Annotated in this window: 15 protein-coding genes and 1 tRNA gene; 6 read left to right on the top strand and 10 right to left on the bottom strand. The window is 59.8% G+C overall.

The window, feature by feature from the left end:
- Positions 1 to 2: 2 nt before the first annotated feature.
- From pheS to thrS, 5 genes are all read right to left on the bottom strand, one after another.
- Entirely contained in the window at positions 3 to 1,013 is a 1,011-nt protein-coding gene (gene pheS, locus BUA15_RS02270; RefSeq protein ID WP_072714583.1) for a phenylalanine--tRNA ligase subunit alpha, read from the bottom strand.
- Between the two features lie 145 nt (positions 1,014 to 1,158).
- Positions 1,159 to 1,506: a 50S ribosomal protein L20 gene (gene rplT, locus BUA15_RS02265; RefSeq protein WP_072714326.1), complete on the bottom strand. Its 348-nt coding sequence runs from the start codon at positions 1,504 to 1,506 to the stop codon at positions 1,159 to 1,161.
- Between the two features lie 20 nt (positions 1,507 to 1,526).
- Positions 1,527 to 1,733: a 50S ribosomal protein L35 gene (rpmI, locus tag BUA15_RS02260; protein ID WP_072714325.1), complete on the bottom strand. Its 207-nt coding sequence runs from the start codon at positions 1,731 to 1,733 to the stop codon at positions 1,527 to 1,529.
- 129 nt (positions 1,734 to 1,862) lie between these two features.
- Positions 1,863 to 2,426 (bottom strand): translation initiation factor IF-3, encoded by a 564-nt coding sequence (gene infC / locus BUA15_RS02255; RefSeq protein ID WP_272482039.1) that lies wholly within the window; start codon positions 2,424 to 2,426, stop codon positions 1,863 to 1,865.
- A gap of 55 nt (positions 2,427 to 2,481) precedes the next feature.
- Positions 2,482 to 4,467, bottom strand: coding sequence for a threonine--tRNA ligase (gene thrS, locus BUA15_RS02250; protein ID WP_072714324.1), 1,986 nt, complete (start codon positions 4,465 to 4,467; stop codon positions 2,482 to 2,484).
- A gap of 167 nt (positions 4,468 to 4,634) precedes the next feature.
- Between thrS and BUA15_RS02245 the strand changes: the two genes are divergently transcribed.
- Positions 4,635 to 7,121, top strand: a complete 2,487-nt coding sequence (locus BUA15_RS02245; RefSeq protein WP_143149546.1) for a DUF5916 domain-containing protein — start codon at positions 4,635 to 4,637, stop codon at positions 7,119 to 7,121.
- A 43-nt stretch (positions 7,122 to 7,164) separates the two neighbouring features.
- Here the strand turns inward: BUA15_RS02245 and BUA15_RS02240 are convergent.
- From BUA15_RS02240 to BUA15_RS02220, 5 genes are all read right to left on the bottom strand, one after another.
- Positions 7,165 to 7,238: transfer RNA gene (locus tag BUA15_RS02240), tRNA-Val, on the bottom strand.
- A gap of 185 nt (positions 7,239 to 7,423) precedes the next feature.
- Positions 7,424 to 8,212, bottom strand: coding sequence for an ABC transporter permease (locus BUA15_RS02235; protein ID WP_072714322.1), 789 nt, complete (start codon positions 8,210 to 8,212; stop codon positions 7,424 to 7,426).
- Positions 8,209 to 9,156 (bottom strand): ABC transporter ATP-binding protein, encoded by a 948-nt coding sequence (locus BUA15_RS02230; RefSeq protein WP_072714321.1) that lies wholly within the window; start codon positions 9,154 to 9,156, stop codon positions 8,209 to 8,211. The genes BUA15_RS02235 and BUA15_RS02230 overlap by 4 nt, the downstream gene beginning before the upstream one ends.
- A 2-nt stretch (positions 9,157 to 9,158) precedes the next feature.
- Positions 9,159 to 10,073: a heme o synthase gene (cyoE, locus tag BUA15_RS02225; protein ID WP_072714320.1), complete on the bottom strand. Its 915-nt coding sequence runs from the start codon at positions 10,071 to 10,073 to the stop codon at positions 9,159 to 9,161.
- Positions 10,074 to 10,091: 18 nt separating this feature from the next.
- Positions 10,092 to 11,093, bottom strand: a complete 1,002-nt coding sequence (locus BUA15_RS02220; RefSeq protein ID WP_072714319.1) for a COX15/CtaA family protein — start codon at positions 11,091 to 11,093, stop codon at positions 10,092 to 10,094.
- Between the two features lie 318 nt (positions 11,094 to 11,411).
- Here BUA15_RS02220 and glmM point away from each other — a divergent pair, with 318 nt between their 5' ends.
- The 5 genes from glmM (at position 11,412) to BUA15_RS02195 (ending at position 19,707) form a co-directional block, all read left to right on the top strand.
- On the top strand, positions 11,412 to 12,785 hold the full coding sequence (gene glmM, locus BUA15_RS02215) for a phosphoglucosamine mutase (RefSeq protein WP_072714318.1): 1,374 nt from the start codon (positions 11,412 to 11,414) through the stop codon (positions 12,783 to 12,785).
- 96 nt (positions 12,786 to 12,881) lie between these two features.
- Positions 12,882 to 15,671 (top strand): bifunctional acetate--CoA ligase family protein/GNAT family N-acetyltransferase, encoded by a 2,790-nt coding sequence (locus BUA15_RS02210; RefSeq protein WP_072714317.1) that lies wholly within the window; start codon positions 12,882 to 12,884, stop codon positions 15,669 to 15,671.
- Positions 15,672 to 15,812: 141 nt separating this feature from the next.
- A complete protein-coding gene (locus tag BUA15_RS02205; protein ID WP_072714316.1) occupies positions 15,813 to 16,622 on the top strand; it encodes a tellurite resistance TerB family protein in 810 nt (269 codons plus the stop codon).
- Positions 16,623 to 16,804: 182 nt separating this feature from the next.
- Positions 16,805 to 17,593, top strand: coding sequence for an enoyl-CoA hydratase/isomerase family protein (locus BUA15_RS02200; RefSeq protein ID WP_072714315.1), 789 nt, complete (start codon positions 16,805 to 16,807; stop codon positions 17,591 to 17,593).
- Entirely contained in the window at positions 17,593 to 19,707 is a 2,115-nt protein-coding gene (locus BUA15_RS02195) for an alpha-ketoacid dehydrogenase subunit alpha/beta (protein ID WP_084660497.1), read from the top strand. Before BUA15_RS02200 ends, BUA15_RS02195 begins: the two co-directional genes overlap by 1 nt.
- Positions 19,708 to 19,721 lie beyond the last annotated feature (14 nt).

Here is a 19,721-nt window from a genome sequence, read left to right as displayed (position 1 = left end):
GTTTAAAACTGCTCCAGGAAACGCAGATCGTTTTCGTAAAACAGACGGATGTCGTCGATGCCATAGCGCAGCATGGCGATGCGTTCAACGCCCATGCCGAAGGCATACCCGGTGTACTGCTCCGGGTCGATGCCTACGGCTCGGAACACATTGGGGTGTACCATGCCGCAGCCTAGAATCTCCATCCAGCGGCCGCCATCTGGATGATCGGGCAGGGGCCACCAGATGTCTACTTCGGCGCTGGGTTCAGTAAATGGGAAGAAGCTGGGGCGGAAGCGCATGCGCACGTCTTCGCCGAAAAGCGCTCGAGCAAACAGATAGAGCACTTGTTTCAGGTCGCCCATCGACACGTTGCGGTCTACGTAGAGCCCCTCGACCTGATGAAACAGACAGAACGACTTGTAGGAGACGGCTTCGTTGCGGTAGACCCGTCCTGGCGCAATAATGCGAATGGGAGGCGCCATTTGCTCCATGACGCGAATCTGCACCGGTGACGTGTGCGTGCGGAGCACGACGGCGTCCCGGTAGGAGGGTCCCTGACGCAGGAAGAACGTGTCCTGCATGTCGCGGGCTGGATGATCGGGCGGGAAGTTGAGTGCGGTAAAGTTGTGCCAGTCGTCTTCAATTTCCGGGCCTTCGGCTACGGAAAAGCCCAGTTGTTCAAAGACCCGCACGATAGCGTCCAGGGTCTGCGTCAGGGGATGGAGGGAGCCAGTGAACGCGCGGCGTCCCGGTAGCGTCAGGTCTGGTATTTCCAGGCGCGGACGGGCGGCTTGCTGCAGGCGAGCACGGGCCGCCTCCAGCCGTTGTTCGGCCAGCCGCTTCAGCGCGTTCAATTGCTGACCAATGCGCGGGCGTTCTTCCGGGGGAGCTTCCCGGATGCGCTTGAACAGGTGGGTGATCTGGCCGCTTCGCTGCCCCAGAAAGCGAATGCGAAAGGCTTCGGCCTCCTCTTCGGAGTCGATGGGCGTATTCTCAATAGCGTGACGCAGCGCCTCCAGTTCTTCCTGCATGGAGTGGGTAGCCATGGCGTACCTGCGGAATAAGAAAGCCCGCCGACCTGTAACAGGGGCGGGCAGGAATACTTGCATGACGTTCAGCGCCCCGGTTACAGGCCAGTGGCGCGAACGCTAAAAAATCGGGTGGATCCCACCTGTTTCATGACGAAACAGCACGAACAATCTGCCTGAAGGTGTTCGGATCATTGACCGCCAGGTCGGCCAGGACCTTGCGGTTTAGCTGAATGTTGGCTTTGCGCACCGCTCCCATGAACCGGGAGTAGGTGGTTCCGTTCAGGCGTGCGGCTGCATTGATACGGATGATCCACAGCCGCCGAAACTGGCGTTTGCGCTGACGGCGGTCGCGGTACGCATACTGCAGCGCCTTTTCAACCGCGTGCTTAGCGATGGTGTAAATTTTACTCCGCCGGCCCCAGTATCCCTTGGCCATATTCAAAATTTTTTTCCGCCGGCGGCGCGCCGCAACTTTATTCGTAGCCCGTGGCATGGTGCTTTTCCCTGCTTGGCTTATCCTTTAGCTCCAATGTGTAGCAGACGCCGGATACGTCCCACATCCGTGGCGTCAACCAGTGCGCCCTGGCGCAGGCGACGCTTCCGCTTTTTGGACTTTTTGGTTAACAGGTGGCTGTGAAACGCCCGCCGCCGCTTAATCTTGCCGGTGGCGGTCACCTTGAACCGCTTCTTGGCACCGCTGTTTGTTTTGACTTTTGGCATAGCTTTCGTCCAGGCTACGCAAGCTCGATAGAATCAACAGAGTCTTCCATTATACGACCCCGTCCTTCTATTCGGCAAGCCAATATGCCGAACCTTACATGGAAGGCGCGGGAATTTCTGGTGAAACGCTCACTTTTTCCGGGTAGGCGAAAGAATAACTGTCATGCGTCGCCCCTCCATCTTAGGCGGCTGGTCGATTTTGGCCACATCCTGGAGCGCTTCGATGAAGCGACGCAACAGGTCCAGGCCGGCATCCTGGTAGAGAATGTCGCGTCCCCGGAACTGCACCCAGGCTTTTACTTTGTGCCCGTCTTCCAGAAAATGGCGGGCATGACGCGTTTTAAACTCAAAGTCATGGGTGTCGGTGTGAGGGCGAAAGCGAATCTCTTTAATCTGCTGGGCATGTTGCTTCCGACGCGCCTCTTTTTCCTTTTTTTGCTGCTCGTAGCGGAATTTGCCGTAGTCAATGATCTTGCAAACCGGAGGGTTTGCATTCGGCGCAATTTCTACCAGATCCAGCCCGCGCTGGCGGGCCATTTCCAGCGCCGTCTTCAGGTCATAGATGCCGTGCTGTCCTTCGGGGTCAACAACGCGAACGCGAGGCGCGCGAATCTCTTCGTTGACCCGGAATTTGTTTGCCTTAGCGATAGCTCGTACCCTGGTTTGGTTAATGGATACTCCAACCTTGACCAAAGCGGACGGACTCACGCGCAGCGCGCCCGTGAGTTCCGACCAGGAAGATGCAAATTTATGGGTTTTCCGAAACAGGAGTGTGCCGGGTTGCGGCCTCTATTTCGTCTCGGAGTCGTTCTATAAAGTCCGCCAAGGTGCTGGGACCCAGGTCGCCTGCGCCGTGCTTGCGAACGGCAACAGTGCCAGCTTCGCGTTCCCGGCGCCCTACGATCAGCATGTAGGGGATTTTCTGCACCTCGGCCTGACGGATTTTATAGCCGATGGTTTCGGTGCGGGTATCCACTTCCACCCGAAAACCGGCCTCGCGCAGGCGATGGCCTATAACTTCGGCGTAGTCGTTCAATTCGTCGCTCAGCGGCAGCACGGCTACCTGCACCGGTGCCAGCCAGAGCGGGAAGTTGCCGGCGCAGTGCTCAATGAGCACGCCAATGAAACGTTCCAGAGAGCCAAACGGCGCGCGATGGATCATCACGGGCCGGTGCTTCTGATTATCGGCCCCGATGTAATACAGATCAAACCGCTCTGGGAGTACATAGTCGAGCTGAACGGTGCCGAGCTGCCAGCGGCGGCCCAGCGCGTCGCGCACCATGAAGTCCAGCTTGGGGCCGTAGAAAGCGGCTTCCCCGATTTCTTCCGTGGCCTGAAGGCCCATTTCGGCGGCCGCTTCGCGAATGGCCTGTTCGGCCTGTTCCCAGAGCGCATCGTCCCCCACATACTTTTCCCGGTTATTCGGGTCGCGCAGGGAGATCTGCGCCTCGAATTCTTCAAAGCCCAGGGCCCGAAAAACGTAAAGCGTCAGATCAATGACATTTTTGAACTCCTCTTTAACCTGATCCGGCCGGCAGAAAATGTGGGCGTCGTCAATGGTGAAGCCCCGTACGCGGGTCAGACCGCTCAGCTCGCCCGTTTGCTCGTAGCGATACACCTGACCGAATTCGGCCAGCCGGAGCGGCAGCTCGCGGTAGGAGCGCGGGCGGTCCGCATAAATCATGATGTGGTGCGGACAGTTCATGGGCTTGAGCAGGTAGCCTTCGCCCGTCTCCGGATCTTCAATCATGGGGGGGAACTGGCTATCCTTGTAGTATGGATAGTGCCCGCTCGTCCGGTATAGCTCCAGCCGGCCGATATGCGGCGTAACGACCGGCTGATAGCCCCGCCGAATCTGCTCGTCCCGCAGGAATGTGATCAGCGTCTCGCGTAGCGTGGCGCCGCGCGGCAACCAGAGCGGCAGGCCCGGCCCTACCTTCTGGCTGAAGGTGAACAGCTCTAACTCCCGGCCCAGTTTGCGATGGTCGCGCTTGCGGGCTTCCTCAAGCCGATGGAGGTATTCGTCCAGCTCTTTCTTTTTCGGAAAGCTGATGCCATAGATGCGGGTAAGCTGAGGACGGCGCTCATCGCCTCGCCAGTATGCTCCGGCAATGTTGAGCAGTTTTACGTGCTTGATGTAGCCGGTCGAAGGGACGTGCGGCCCCCGGCACAGGTCAGTGAAGTTGCCCTGCCGGTAAAAGGTAATCGTGCCGTCTTCCAGCTCTTCGATCAGCTCGACTTTGTACGGATCGCCTTTTTTCTTGAAGTACGCCAGCGCCTCCTCTTTGGAAACCGGAATACGCTCGTAGGGCACGTCGCGGCGCGCCAGTTCCCGCATCTTTTCTTCGATGCGCGCCAGGTCTTCGGCCGAGAGTTTTCGGCCGCCCAGATCTACGTCGTAGTAAAATCCCTGTTCAATAGGCGGTCCGATGCCAAACTTGACGCCCGGATAGAGCGCCTCCAGGGCTTCGGCCATCAGGTGGGCAGTGGAGTGCCAGTAGACGGCCTTACCCTCTGGATCCTTCCAGGTCAGGATCCGGATCCGCGCGTCCTCTTCAATGGGACGGCTCAGGTCGCGCACCTCACCGTTAACCTCAATGGCGAGCGCCTCACGGGCCAGGCGTGGAGAGATCTGTGCGGCCAGCTCCTGGCCCGTAATGCCCCGGGGAAACGTACGCGTGGAGCCGTCCGGGAAGGTGAGGCGAATAACGTCGGATTGCCCGTTGCCTGTCATTGTCTTGTCCCCGTTTGCATGGCCCTTTCTACCCGCAAGCTGGCCTTGAGGCTCCCAAAGGCAGGACGGGTTTTTTACAGCCTGTAACCTGAAGACCGGGGCGCCCGTAGACCAGTCGTCGAATGGTATGCCTTCCTTTTTTTGCCTGCCGCTGTCCGCCTTCCTGTATGATGAAGTCTTGCTGTCTGTTGATGGTGGGGCTGTGCCTGTCGGGGATGTTGCAGGCGCAGCCGCGTCAGGCTCCGACGCTTCGGGCCGTGCGGCTTACAGGGGGACTTGTGCTGGATGGCCGCATCGAAGAAGCGGCCTGGCAGCAGGCCCCGGCCGCCACCACGTTCTGGCAGCGCGAACCCCACGATGGCCAACCAGCCACCGAACGCACGGAGGTACGGGTGCTCTACGACAACGCAGCGCTTTACGTCGGGTTTGTATGCTACGACCGCGAACCCGACCGGATTTTGCGACGACTGGCCCGGCGCGACCGAATGGTGGTGGCTGACTGGGTGGGCGTGTTGATCGACAGCTATCGAGATCGCAAAACTGCCTTTGCTTTTCTGGTCAATGCCGCCGGCACGCAGGCGGACTTTCTGATTCTGAACGATGGCAACGCAGAAGATTTCAACTGGGACGCCCTCTGGGAGGCCCGTGTGGCCATGCGGCCTGACGGCTGGAGCGCGGAGTTTCGGATCCCGTTTACCGCGTTGCGCTTCAGCCAGGCCGACACGCTGCGCTGGGGGATCAACTTCAGCCGCATTATCGGACGCAAAAACGAACAGGTGTTCTGGGCTTACGTGCCCCGCGCTACCGGTGGCTTTGTTTCCAGATTTGGCACGCTGGAAGGGCTTGAGTCCATTCGGCCGCCTCGTGCCCTGCAGGTAACGCCCTACGTGGTCACAGCCGGCACGCACTGGAGCGCCGACCGCACGCCGCAGTACCTGCATGCGCTCAGCCCGACACTTCGAATGGGGGGCGACGTGCAATACGGTCTGACCCACAATACGGTCCTGAACCTGACCATCAATCCGGATTTTGGCCAGGTGGAACTGGATGAGGTCGTGCTTAACCTGACAGCCTTTGAGACCTTCTACCCCGAAAAACGCCCTTTCTTTCTGGAAGGGACTTCAATTTTTCAGACGGTGGGGGCCGAAGGCGAAAGTGCGCTCCAGACGTACCTCTTCTACTCACGCCGGATTGGTCGGCAGCCGCAGGGCTATTACAGCTTGCCAGATACCGGAGCGATTCGGAACTGGCGGGTGGTCGAGAACCCGGCCGCCGTCCCTATTCTGGGAGCGGTCAAACTGAGTGGAAAAACCGCAAACGGATGGGCTTTTGGTTTGCTGGATGCCCTTACGCAGCGCACCTATGCAACCTTTGAACACGTAAATGGCCAGCGGCAACGCATTCGAACGGAACCGCTGACCAACTATATGGTGGGGCGGCTCCAGCGAGAGCTATCTGCACCGGGATCCTATCTGGGGCTTATCGGGACGGCTACCTGGCGGGAGGATGGGAGGGTACGCCAGGCGTACACGGGCGGCTTTGACTGGCGCTGGAATCCCTGGGACTATGGCCTGGTTACCGAAGGGCTTTTCTCTTTCAGCCGTCGCATGCGCCAGGGCGGACCGCCTCAGGTGGGATATCAGGGACAGGCGCGGATCGGATCGCTCCGGCACCCTCACGTGGTGGGCATTGTAGGGGCCAACTTTTCCACCCGAGATTATGACCCCAATGATGTGGGGTTTCACACGATGACCAACCTGGCCGTTACCTATATCTGGACGCAGTGGCGCTACCTGCGTCCCTGGGGACCGCTGCTGCAGGTGCGCCTGAATCAGAACTACTGGTGGATGCATCGGCTTTCCCCCGGGCTGCTCCTGAGCCGGGGAATAAGCCCGAACCTGCACCTGCAATGGCGGAACTTCTGGTGGACCCGGCTGGGACTCAATCTGGAATCCGAAGGGTGGGATCTGTACGAAGCGCGCGGGGCCGGGCTATTTCGCAAACCGCAGCGCTGGAACGTATGGGCTTCGGTGAGTACCGATGAGCGTCGGACGGTCGGACTGTCCGTCTCGGTAAACCGGCAGGTCGATCGGTATGGAGGACGCGCCTGGGGAGGAAGCATCGGGTCGGTGGTGCGTTTCGGCGAGCGCACTGACCTGAGCCTGGCTCTCAGCATAAGCTCTCGCCGACGGGAAGTAGCCTGGGCGCAAAATGTGAACGGAATGGAAACGGCCGGTAGGGTTACCAGCGTATTCGGACGGCGCGATGTAGACCGCATCAGCCTGACGCTGCGGGGCGCGCATACGTTCACGCGGGATCTGACATTGCAGGGCTATCTGCAGTGGTTCTGGGCGCGGGGACACTACCGGGATTTTCAGAAGCTGGGGGAGGACGGACGCCTGGCTCCTCTGACGGAACCGTATGACCGCGATCGCTACGGCAATCCGGATTTTCAGCAGGGCACGTTGAACGTTAACGTGATCCTTCGGTACGAATACCGGCCAGGCTCCACCCTCTACGTGGTCTGGACCTGGAGTCAGCAGGCCTGGAGCAATCAGGGAACCGCAGATTCCTGGCGCTTTGCGTGGCGCACGCTGCGACGCTCGCCGACCAGTGTGCTGCTGGTGAAGTGGACCTATACATGGGGCTTCTGAAAAGCCAAAGGCGGGAGCCTTTTGGGCCTCCCGCCTTTAGAGGTGGGTCCTAGTGGATTCGAACCACTGACCTCCACGATGTCAACGTGGCGCTCTAACCAACTGAGCTAAGGACCCACAGCACACCAGACAATATACCGCTTGCGCTGCGGGCATTTCAAGCCACAAGCGTTGCCGGAAGTTCCCGTGCGTCTTGCTTTCACAGAAAGCCTACGCACGTTGACTGGCCGGTGGTAGTAAACCTGTCCTGTTCCCTCGAGGTGTCTGGCAGAGGCAGCAGGCAGGATATTGGTGGCAGTACCTCAATAGCCCTGATCGGAGGATCGGCGCACGGTGCGTATCGCCAGCAGCAATAACGCCAGGGTGAACAGGGTGGTAATAAACAGGCAGGCTTCGGGCGTGCTCACCGCACCGGCAGCGTCTGGCCCAAACAGACCCTGCCGAAAGGCGCTGACCATGTAGGTAACCGGATTCAGCCGCATCATTACCTGAAGGACAGGGGCAGCTCCCTCAATCGGAAAGACGGCGCCGGAAAGGGCCCAGAGTGGTAGGAGTACCACATTCATTACCGCATGGTACCCTCGCGTGGAGGTGGCGTGCCAGGCTACCACAAAACCAAGCACGGCGAAGGCCAGTCCGGCCAGGAGGCTGACGCCCAGCGTCAGCGCCAGTCCGGAGAGTGTAAGGTGGACGCCGTTGACGAAAGGAAGCAGACCCAGAAGCAGTACGGCCTCCAGCAGCGCCAGCGTGGTGCCGCCTAACCCATAGCCGAGCACCAGCGCGGTGCGGGGGACGGGTGCTACCAGGGCAGCCTGCAGCAGGCCACTTCGGCGTTCTTCGACAATGGCCATGGTGGAGAAGATGGCGGTAAATAAAATAGTCAGCACCACAATACCCGGCAGGAGATAGGCCAGGTAGGAGGCTGGCGACGCAGATCCGGCCAATCGAATGGAACCATGGAAGCCGAGTCCTAAGAGCAACCAGAAGCCCAATGGCTGCGCGAGCGCGCCAAACAACCGCGCACGGTCGCGTACGAACTTGACCAGTTCGCGCCACCAGAGCATCCGGATGGTTTGCAGCGTGGCATTCATGAGCTCAGCGTAGCGTGAGCGGCAGGGTGCAAGTGGTGCCCTGTGTGTATGAGAAAGACATCTTCAAGGGTTGGACGGCGCACCGTCGCGCTGCGCAGGCGGCTCCCCAGCGCTTCATAGAGACGCGGTAGGAGGGCGTGCGCATCAGACGCCGCTACGCGTACGGATGCGCCGATTACACGGGCTTCCAGGCCGAAGTGGGTCTGGATGAAGGCAGCAATGGTTTCTGGTTCAGAAGTCTCTAACCAGAGCACTTCCTCGCCGAGTTCGCGGGCAAGGAGGTCGGGTGCGCCGGTAGCTACCAGGCGACCTTCGTCGAGTAGGGCCACCTGGTCGCATAGTTCGGCTTCTTCAAGCAGGTGCGTGGCTACAATCAACGTCAGGTGATCGGTCTGGCGGAGCTGACGCAGCGTCTGCCAGAAGGTATGGCGGGCCAGAGGATCCAGTCCGGTTGTGGGTTCATCGAGGAGCAGCAGTTGGGGACGATGTAGCAGGCCTCGCATCAGATCGACCCGTCGCTGTTGGCCGCCTGACAGGCGTCGGAGCAATTCGCGCCGGCGCTTTTGCAGGCCAAAGCGTTCCAGCAGCTCATCGATGCGGCGTGTCAGGGCAGGGCCGCGCAGTCCATAGAAAGCACCGTGCAGGCGCAGGTTTTCCTCGACGGTCAGGTCGCCGTCCAGTGCCGGCTGCTGAAAGACGACGCCCAGGCAGCGGCGAACGGCATCGGGGGCCTGGACAGGATCGTAGCCGCAAACCTGCAGGCGGCCCGACGTAGGAGAGAGTAGCGTAGCCAGCAGGCGCATGAGGGTGGTTTTGCCGCTTCCATTGGGCCCCAGCAGCCCAAAGCAGCAACCTGCGGGAATATGGAGAGAGATCGACCGAAGTGCGGTATGCGAACCGTAGCGGAACGTGAGGTCTTCGATGGTAACAGCAGCTTCCGGCATGTTTAGCGCAACAGCCAGTCCAGCACGATAAGCCCTGTCAGGGCTGGAATATACACGACCGAGGCAATCAACACGCGGCGAGCGTCCTGCACGTGGCGCGTCCGGAAAAAGGTCCAGGCTGGCCACAGGAAATACAGGCCCAGAAGCACGGCTCCTACCAGATAGACCAGACCGGCTACGCCGGCCAGGTAGGGACTGATGCCCAGGGGAAGCAATAAGGCAGTAAAGCCTAGCGTCTGCCAGGCTGTGGAGCGACCATCGGGCTCTACGACAGGCAGCATCTGGTAGTGCGCACGCTCATAATCTTTCCGATACATCCAGGCCAGCGATAGGAAGTGCGGCATTTGCCAGACGGCCAGGATGGCAAAGAGCGTCCACCCGCCGGGTTCTAGGGTTCCTGTTGCAGCTGTCCAGCCTCCCAGCGCGGGCAGCGCACCTGGAATGGTGCCAATCAGCGTATTGTACTTGGTGCGCCGTTTGAGGGGCGTGTACACATACAGATAGAGTAAGACGGTAGCGATGGCTAGGGCGGCTGTTAGCGCGTTAGCCACCGGGCAGAGCAGTCCAATGCCGGCAAAAACGAGAAACAGCCCCAGATAACGCGCTGTGGCCGGTGAGATGCGTTTCGAGGGAAGCGGCCGTCGGGCCGTCCGGCGCATGGCCGCGTCATAGTCCCGCTCCAGATAGTGATTCAGGGCGCCAACGCCAGCCGCGGTCAGGCCGATGCCTGTGAGCGTGCCCAGTAAGTGCCAGCCGTTGAGCGCGGCTGGCGTGCCAAGCAGATAACCAGCCAGTGCCGAAAGCGTTACCTGAAAGGTAATTTCCGGTTTGGTCAGCTCCCAGCAGGCCTGGAGCTGAACGCGACGTTCGGCCGAAAGGGACAGGACAGTCGGTAGCGAACGGGTCTGGTCACGCACGATGACTCAACGGTTGGTTTACGAGGTAGCGGCCAGTTCAGGAAGAGCCGCTGAGGCCGGTGTATTGGCGCGGCGACGCAGTGCCAGCAGGGTAAGCACGACGGTGCTACCCATGAGCAGCGCGCCTGTGGCGACATGGGCCGTGCGCAGCACCACCTGGAGCGTGCTCCGCAGGGCTGCCGGCGTCTCATACAGCAGAACCAGGTAGGCGGAAAGGCCCAACGCAAACTGCAGCGTAACGATCCAGAGCATGGCCCAGGCCGCCCGGTTAAGTAGCGGATTCGATTCGTAGTGTTTTTGCACGTGGATGAATACCGCCAGCACAAGGCCGGTTACCACAAAAGCGCCTGCAATGTGCACAGCCGCAAAATTGAGGGCAATGCCCTGGCCCGGGTGGCGCAGCAGGACGCCTAGAATAATCTGCAGGTAGAGGGCCCCTATAGTCCACAATGCCAGGCGGCGCAGCCGTGCCAGTTGGGGACTATCTGCCGGAATGGCACGAGCTTCCAGCCAGGCAGGCGACGTAAACAGCGCAATCGCCACAATCAGGGAAAAGAAAAGCTGTGCCGTGGCACCGTGCACTGCCGCCAGCGTAAGCGAGTTTTCCGTAACCCGTAGTCCACCGAGAATGCCCTGAAAGATAACAAGCCCGAGTGCAACGAAGCCTAACGTGCGGACCCAGCGCCTTGGATCACGCCACCAGGTCCACAGCGCCAGTCCAATCGTCAAAAGTCCCACCAGCGCGCCTAAGAGGCGATGGCCATGTTCGGCAAGGATGGGCGTGCGATCCCACCACTGCGCTGAAGGGTCCGTCGGGTCATGAAAGCCGGTTTTAAACGGATCGTAGGAGCCAAACGACGAGGGCCAGTCGGGCACAGCCATGCCGGCGTCGATTGTGGTAACGAAGCCGCCCCATGAAATCAGAGCCAGGGTGAAAACGGCGGTCAATACGGCAAACCACCAGCGCCCGCGCGCCCGCTCTCGGTAGGAATAAACAGGAATGGTCCATTTGTCAGGCATAGAACCAGGAAAAAGCCCGCTGCATCAACACCCTAAAGTTACGGAGGCAACGGGATGCCATGACATGCTGTTTCTTAAAAAAGAGTTGAACGTGTTTTTTTGTCGTGGTTTGCGCTGGCGTCTCCTCTGGGCTCCTTATTCGAGATGTTTTCCGGGCAACGCAGCTCTGTGCGGACGACGCCCAATGGAACCGGTTGAAGCCGAGGAATATCCTGCAGAGATCGAACGCGTTCACGAAAAAAAGAAAAAGCATTGGCTGAAAATGGAAGAGACATCGTAAACTGTACCGTTTCTTTGAAAGAAGTCCAGAAAAAGACGATGGCTAAAACGCTGATCGCATCGATTTCAGGAATTCGGGGTATTTTTGGAAATGGACTGGGGCCATCGGAACTGGTTCGCTACGCGGCGGCTTTTGGCGCCTGGCTTCGGCAGCAGGTTGAGGGGCGGCGTCCCCGCGTGGTCGTGGGGCGTGATGGGCGGGTGACGGGCTCCGTATGTGCTCGTTTCGTGACGGCTACGTTGCAGAGCGTGGGCTGCGATGTCGTGGATGCCGATCTGGCAACAACGCCTACTGTTGAAGTGGCTGTGCTGGCTGCAGAGGCCGATGGGGGCGTTGTGCTTTCGGCATCGCACAACCCGGCCGAATGGAACGCGCTGAAGTTGCTTAATCGACGAGGGGAATTTCTGACGCCGGACGAAGCCCGGCAGGTGTTGGCACTGGCCGACGCGGGCGCCATGCCCCTGGTAAGCTGGGAGCAACTGGGCTGTTACGAGCAACGTGATTTTCTGGAAGAACATGTGCAGCGCATTCTGGCGCTGGATTTTATAGAACCAGAGCGCATCCGGCGGCGGCACTTCCGGGTCGTGGTCGATGGGATCAACTCCGTAGGGGCTATAGCGCTGCCGCTGCTGCTTCGACGGTTGGGGGTCGCCGAGGTATTATTGCTTAATGGCGAACCAAACGGCCGTTTTGCACATCCTCCGGAACCGCTGCCTGAGCATTTGCACGAAACGATTCAGACGGTGGCCCGCACTGAAGCCGATTTAGGACTGGTTGTGGATCCTGATGCAGATCGGCTGGCACTCATTGCCAACGGGGGCGTGTACGTTAGCGAAGAGTTAACGCAGGTGATTGCAGCCGATTTTCTGTGGCGTTTTCGGGAGGGTCCTTTTGTTACCAATCTTTCTTCATCGCGGGCGATTGAGGAGGTAGCAGCCCGCTATGGGATGCCAGTGTACCGGGCCGCGGTCGGGGAGATTAATGTGGTCCAGAAAATGAAGGAGGTGGGGGCTATTCTGGGGGGCGAGGGAAACGGAGGAGTGATTTTGCCTGATGTGCATTATGGGCGTGATGCGCTGGTGGGAACAGCGATGGTGCTTCAGCACCTGGCCAATCTGGAGCAATCGCTTGCCGAATTCGTGGCTACGTTGCCGCGTTATGCAATGGTCAAGCACAAGCTTCCGCTTGCCCATTTAGATGTTGAGCAGGCATTGCAGCGATTGGCCCGGCGCTATGCGCATGCCCGCATTTCAACCCTTGACGGGTTGAAGATTGACCTGGAGGAAGGCTGGGTGCACCTCCGAAAGTCGAACACCGAACCAATTCTGCGCATCTATGCCGAGGCGCGTACGCCCGAAGAAGCCGCTGCGCTGGTGCAACGCTTTGTGGAGGAAATGCAGACAGAACAGTAAGAAATTGATCAATTTGTAAACGGAGCTCAACTTTTAGATATAGCACGGGTACATATGCTGGTATAAATACTTGCTAAACGAGAGCGTTAGAACGTTATGGAGGATCGGCCCGTTACGGCGCAATCTGACCCGTCCCATGAGCTCTTCCAGCCGCGGCGTTTGCACCTGGATGCCATTTTTAAACCGCGCAGCGTGGCAGTTATTGGTGCCAGCGAGCGTCCGGGGAGCGTTGGGCGGACGCTGCTCTGGAATCTGATCAGTAATCCGTTTGGCGGCACCGTCTACCCCGTCAATCCAAAGCGTACCAACGTACTGGGCATTCGGGCCTATCCTTCGGTAAAAGAGGTGCCCGAGCCGGTGGATTTAGCGGTTATTGCAACTCCTGCGCCTACGGTGCCGGAGGTTGTGCAGGAATGCGTGGACGCTGGTGTTAGAGGAGCGGTCATTATTTCAGCTGGTTTCAAAGAGATTGGGGCAGAAGGCAAGCGGCTGGAAGAGCGCATTCTGGCGATTGCGCGCCGGGGAGGGCTGCGCATCATTGGTCCGAACTGTCTGGGGGTGATGCGGCCTGTTACCGGGCTGAACGCCACGTTTGCCAGCGCGATGGCGCGGCCGGGTAGCGTGGGGTTTATCAGTCAGAGTGGGGCGCTGCTGACTTCCATTCTGGACTGGAGTCTGGAGGCGAACGTAGGGTTTAGCGCGTTCATCTCGATCGGGTCGATGCTGGACGTGGGGTGGGGCGATCTGATCTACTACCTGGGCAGCGATCCCTATACGAAGAGCATCATTCTCTACATGGAATCAATTGGCGATGCGCGGTCCTTTTTGTCGGCAGCGCGCGAAGTAGCGCTTCAAAAGCCCATCATTGTAATCAAGGCAGGCCGCACCGAAGAAGCAGCCCGGGCAGCGCTTTCGCATACCGGTGCGCTGGCCGGTAGCGATGAGGTGCTCAATGCAGCCTTTCGACGCACCGGGGTACTGCGCGTGGACCGCATTGCCGATCTGTTTTACATGGCAGAAGTGCTGGCCAAGCAACCGCGTCCCGAAGGACCGCGGCTTACGATTCTGACCAATGCCGGCGGTGCGGGGGTGCTGGCTACGGATGCTCTGGTTCAGGGTGGGGGACAGTTGGCCAGGCTGTCGGAGCAAACGCTGCAGCAACTTGATGCATTCCTACCGCCCCACTGGAGCCGCGGTAATCCGGTGGACATTCTGGGAGACGCCGACCCGACGCGTTATGCGAAGGCGCTGGAAGTAACGTTGGCCGATGAAAACAGCGATGGGCTGCTGGTTATTCTGACGCCTCAGGCCATGACTGACCCTACGCAGACGGCGGAGCAGTTGCGGCGTTTTGCGCAGAGCCGTAAGCCGATTCTGGCAAGCTGGATGGGTGGGGTAGAAGTGGCCGCTGGCAAGCAGATCCTGAACCGGGTCGGCATCCCTACCTTTCAGTACCCTGACACGGCGGTGCGCGTGTTCAATTACATGTGGCGCTACAGCTACAATTTGCGCGCGCTCTATGAAACTCCTTCGCTACCGGACGATGAGATTGAGGGGGGACCGGATCGTGAGCAAGCCCGGCAAATTATTGAGCAGGTTCGCCGCGCCGGACGCACGCTGCTTACCGAATACGAGGCGAAGCAGGTGCTGGCCGCCTACTGCCTGCCCATAACGCCGACGCATCTGGCCCGCACGGCCGACGAAGCGGTAGCCATTGCGGAGGAGCTGGGCTATCCAGTCGTGCTGAAGCTCCATTCCTACACCATCACTCATAAGACAGAAGTAGGGGGAGTGCAGCTTAATCTGGACACGCCCGACAGGGTGCGCCAGGCGTTCGAGACCATCCAGCACCGCCTGGTAGAACGGGGGCAGGCCGATGCGTTCGATGGGGTTACGGTGCAGCCGATGGTGCGCGTGCAAGACGGCTACGAACTGATTATAGGTAGCACCATTGATCCCCAGTTTGGACCGGTATTGCTTTTTGGGGCTGGAGGGACGCTTGTAGAGGTGTATCGGGATCGAGCGCTCGGGCTGCCACCGCTCAACACGACGCTGGCGCGGCGTATGATGGAGCAGACCCGAGTATACCGAGCGCTTCAGGGGGTGCGGGGGCGGCCATCCGTCGATCTTGACCGCCTGGAGAAGCTGCTGGTGCGTTTCAGCCAGCTCGTGGTGGAGCAACCCTGGATTCGGGAAATCGATGTAAATCCGCTGCTGGCGGCACCCGATCAGATTGTGGCCCTGGATGCTCGGATTGTGCTGCATCCGCCGGACATGGCCGAAGAGGAGCTGCCTCGTCCGGCGATTCGGCCTTATCCCCGTCAGTATATGGGCACCTGGCGACTCAAGGACGGCTCGCCGGTGCTCATTCGTCCTATCCGTCCTGAGGACGAACCATTGCTGGTAGAATTTCATCACAAGCTCTCTGAGCGTAGCGTTTATCTTCGCTACGCCAGCTTTTTGAAGCTCAGCCAGCGCGTGGCCCATGAGCGACTGGCGCGACTCTGCTTTATTGACTATGATCGTGAAATGGCGCTGGTAGCGGAGCGGCGCAGCCCTGAAACTGGTCGCCCTGAAATTCTGGCTGTGGCGCGGCTAACCAAAATTTATGGCACAAATGATGGGGAGTTTGCCATGCTGGTGCGGGATGATGTGCAGGGGAAAGGACTGGGCAGCGAGTTGTTGCGCCGGCTGATTCAGATTGGTGAGGCAGAAGGGTTGGAGCGCATTGTAGCCGATATTCTGGTGCAGAACCACGCGATGCAGCATGTGTGCCGGAAGCTTGGTTTTCAGATTATTCGAAGCACTGATCCGGCCGATCCCATGGTTAAGGCCGTGAAGCAACTGCGCGTGCCTGCTGCACATGAATCCCTTGCAAAAGCGTAACAAACGGGGCTTGCACCTAAGCACCTTGCTTTCCGAAATTTGTTAAAGAAGCACAGCCGGCTGGCCGATACAGGCCAGGTTGAATATACTGCCCACCCGGGCTGACGATAGAAGATCTACAAATGCAAGGAGGGAGCTGGCATGTCTGAATCGCACTGCATGGCCGGCCGGCTGCAGGAACTGGCCCTCTTGTATCTGATTGCGGCTTCGCGAGAAGGATGGCCGGTCGGCGATGGTCGGTTGGAGGCGGTGATGGACCAGTTGCAGGCGCGTTGTTCGACCATTCCGCCGGCCCAGTTGCGGGCACTGGTGCTGGAGGCCTTTGACGTGTTGCTGGCTGCAGAGGACCAGGATGCGTTGTTGCAGGCCGCGCTGGAAGCGGTTGAGCCGCACCTCTCGCAAGCGCAACGCCAGGCCGTGTTGCATGATCTGCTGCGCATTGTGGAAGCCGATGGTATTGTTATGGAAAGCGAGCGCCAGCTTCTGGAGATGGTGGCGCGACGCTGGGGGCTGGAGCCCCCGTATGAGCGGCTGCGCATGCTTGATCCCGGTCAGGAGGATATTCCCGAAGTGCTCATTCACCTGGCCATTCTGTATCTGGTGCTGGCGCATGGCGTTGATCATGAGCTGACGCGCCAGGAGCGGCAGATCATTGTGCGGAAGCTTCGGGCCTGGTGTCCTGAGCTGAGCGCGCAGCAGGTAGCTGCCGTCTTGCAGGAAGCGATCGACCGCTACGCCGAAGGCCTGACCGAGACCGAACTCCGCGCTTCTGCCGAGGCGATCAAACTGGCTCTTACGCCTGAGCAGCGGCTGACAGCCTTTCATGATCTGGTGCAGATTGCCAATGCCGACGGAACCTTTCTGGACACCGAAGAAGATCTGCTCAACGAGCTGGTAGATCTCTGGGAATTAGGACCGCATGTGAATACTGCTCCGCTAACTCCCGCCTGAGAAGAATCGGTGCGCACGGGCAGCGGGTAACATGAGGAGCAGACAAGCCAAGAGACGTGGCAGGATGGGCGTTGCCGCCAGCGCCCATCCGGAAAGGATTCCCAAGATCTCTTCACGAAGGGTTGCTTGAATGGAGAAGAGGGGTTTGGTATAATAAAAGCGCTTCCAGCCAGAAAAGAGTGATGACCGAAACCTTTCAGTTTGCAACGCTGCTGGTCGAGGAAGACGAACAGGGCATTGTCTGCTGCACTTTTAACCGGCCGGAAGTGCGCAATGCGCTTAATCTGGAGATGGTGCAGGAGGTGCGGCAGTTACTCGACCAGTTGGCCAGGCGCGACGCGGTGCGGGTGCTCATTTTTACCGGAGCCGGGGGGCAGGCATTTGTCAGCGGTGCCGATATTGCCGAGCTTCGAGAGCGGGGACGGGCAGAAGCGCTGCAGCGCATCAACAACAGTTTGTTCCGGGAGATTGAGCAATTTCCCGCTCCGACCATTGCAGCGGTGCGCGGATGGGCGCTGGGAGGCGGATGCGAGCTGGCCATGGCCTGCGACCTCCGAATTGCCGGCGAAAGCGCCCGCTTTGGTCAGCCTGAGGTCCGACTGGGCATTATTCCAGGTGCTGGAGCTACCTATCGGTTGCCTCGCCTGGTCGGACTGGGGAAAGCCCGGGAATTGATCTACACCGGACGTATCATTGAGGCTTCGGAAGCGCTTGCTATCGGGCTGGTAAACGAGGTCGTGCCGGATGATCAGGTGCTGGAAAAAGCCCGGGCGCTGGCCCGAGAAATTGCAGCCGCCAGCCCGCTGGCTGTCCGTTTTGCCAAAATGGCCCTGAACGCCGCCTTTGAGATGAGCACCGACGTCGGACTGACCCTGGAAACGATGATGCAGGCCATTCTTTTTGAAGATGAGGAGAAGTACCGGCGGATGACGGCCTTTCTAGAACGTAAACAGCGGAAGCAAAAAGCCTGATGGCACGCAAACGAGCGGGAAAAGCGGCAGAGGCCAAAACAAAAGCGCTGCTTCCGGAAGCATTCGACTGGCGCCGGGTCGTTGCCCTCGTTTTGACCTCTCGGCTCATCGATGAAATTGAGGAAACCCGGCTGGTACCGCAACGCAAGGTGCTTTACCAGTTCTCGGCGCGCGGCCACGACGTGACCCAGGTGCTGCTGGGCATGTTGTTGAACCATCCGCGCGACGGGATCAGCACCTACTACCGTTCGCGCCCGCTGATGCTCACGCTGGGCGTTTCGGTGGCGGATGCCTTTGCTGCTTCCATGGGCAAAGCAGGGGCCTACAGTGACGGTCGAGACATTGGGGTCGTGTGCAATCTACCCGGCAAAGAGGGACCGACCGTGCTCCCAATGGCAGGGGATGTTGGCTCGCAGTTTACGCCAGCGGCCGGGTGGGCCCAGGCTATCCAGTATCGCCGGCAGGTGCTGGGAGAGGCCATTTATGAGGGAGCCATCGCGGTGGCGCACGCCGGCGAAGGAGCGGTCGCAACCAACGGTTTCTGGTCGGCTCTGACGATCGCTACCACGCTGCGGCTACCGCTGCTCTTTTACATTGAGGACAATGGGTTCGGGATTTCGGTGCCGGCGCATCTGCAAACGCCCGGTGGTAACATTGCCGCAAATCTGGCTTCCTTTAAACACCTGCGCATCTGGGATGGTGACGGCTCCCGGGTCGACGAGGCAGCCCGTCTGCTTCTGGAAGCGGTTACCTATGTGCGCTCCGGACAGGGGCCGGCCCTGCTTCGCCTGACAGTCCCTCGGCTGTCGGGACATTCCGGGCAGGATAACCAGGCCTACAAGCCTCCGGAGCTGTTGGAAGCCGAGCGGGCGCGAGATCCACTCCGCAGCCTGAAGACCCTGCTGGTACCTCGTCATCTGAGCGAGGACGAATGGAGGGCGCTGGAAATGCAGGTGCAGCAGGACGTGGAGGCGGCGCTGGAGGCAGCGCTCCGGCGTCCAGATCCTGATCCTGCACGGGTAACCCGGTACGTCTTTGCCGAGACCCGTCCGGACGGGTCCCTGGAGGTGCAGCAGGCCGGCGGGCTGGCAGCCGAAGGGGTGGAGCTTCCGACGGGCACAGACCGGCCCCAGCCTACCTCGCCCCGCATTAACATGATTGAGGCCATCCGGCGCACGCTGGCCCATGAGCTCCGGGTGAACCCCCGTCTGCTCATCTTCGGGGAAGACGTGGGCAAAAAGGGCGGCGTGCATACCGCGACGCTGGGCCTTCAGGAAGAGTTCGGCGAAGCCCGGGTCTTTGATACCAGTCTTTCAGAGGAAGGAATTATCGGGCGGGCGGTTGGCATGGCACTGGCTGGTCTGATGCCGGTGGCCGAGATTCAGTTTCGGAAATACGCGGATCCGGCGACCGAGCAACTTAACAACTGCGGTACGATCCGCTGGCGCACGGCCAATCGTTTCGCCGCTCCGATCGTGGTGCGCATGCCGGGCGGGTTTGCTAAGGTCGGGGATCCCTGGCACAGCGTGTCGGACGAGGTCCGATGGGTGCATGCTATCGGATGGCAGGTCGCCTACCCATCGAATGCGGAGGATGCCGTCGGACTGCTCCGGGCCGCCATGCGTTCGCCCAACCCCACCATCTTTTTCGAGCATCGCCTGTTGCTGGACCATCCCAGTGCGCGCCGTCCCTATCCGGGTGATGCGTACGTGTTGCCATTTGGAAAGGCCCGCATCGTGCGGTCTGGCACAGCGCTGACCGTGGTAACCTGGGGCGCGATGGTGCATCGCTGCGAAGAAGCCTGTCAGCAGAGCGGTGTCGATGCGGAAATCATTGACCTGCGCACGCTGCGTCCCTGGGATCGGGAGACCGTGCTGGCCTCGGTTCAGAAAACAAACCGTTGCCTGATCGTGCACGAGGATACCCTGACGGCTGGGTTTGGCGCAGAAATCGCTGCGGTGCTGGCGCGGGATGCATTTATCTTCCTGGACGCACCCGTCGAGCGGCTGGCCGTCCCGGACATCCCGATTCCATATAACTTGCAATTGTTGAATGCAACCGTGCCCCGCGTAGATCAGATCGCGGAGACCATGCGCGAACTGGTCGCTTTCTGAAATTCAGAATTGCC

Source organism: Rhodothermus profundi, from assembly GCF_900142415.1.
In the GTDB taxonomy this organism is placed as follows: domain Bacteria; phylum Bacteroidota; class Rhodothermia; order Rhodothermales; family Rhodothermaceae; genus Rhodothermus; species Rhodothermus profundi.
Note: the sequence above shows the minus strand (reverse complement) of the source record. Positions and strands in the feature narration are given on the sequence as shown.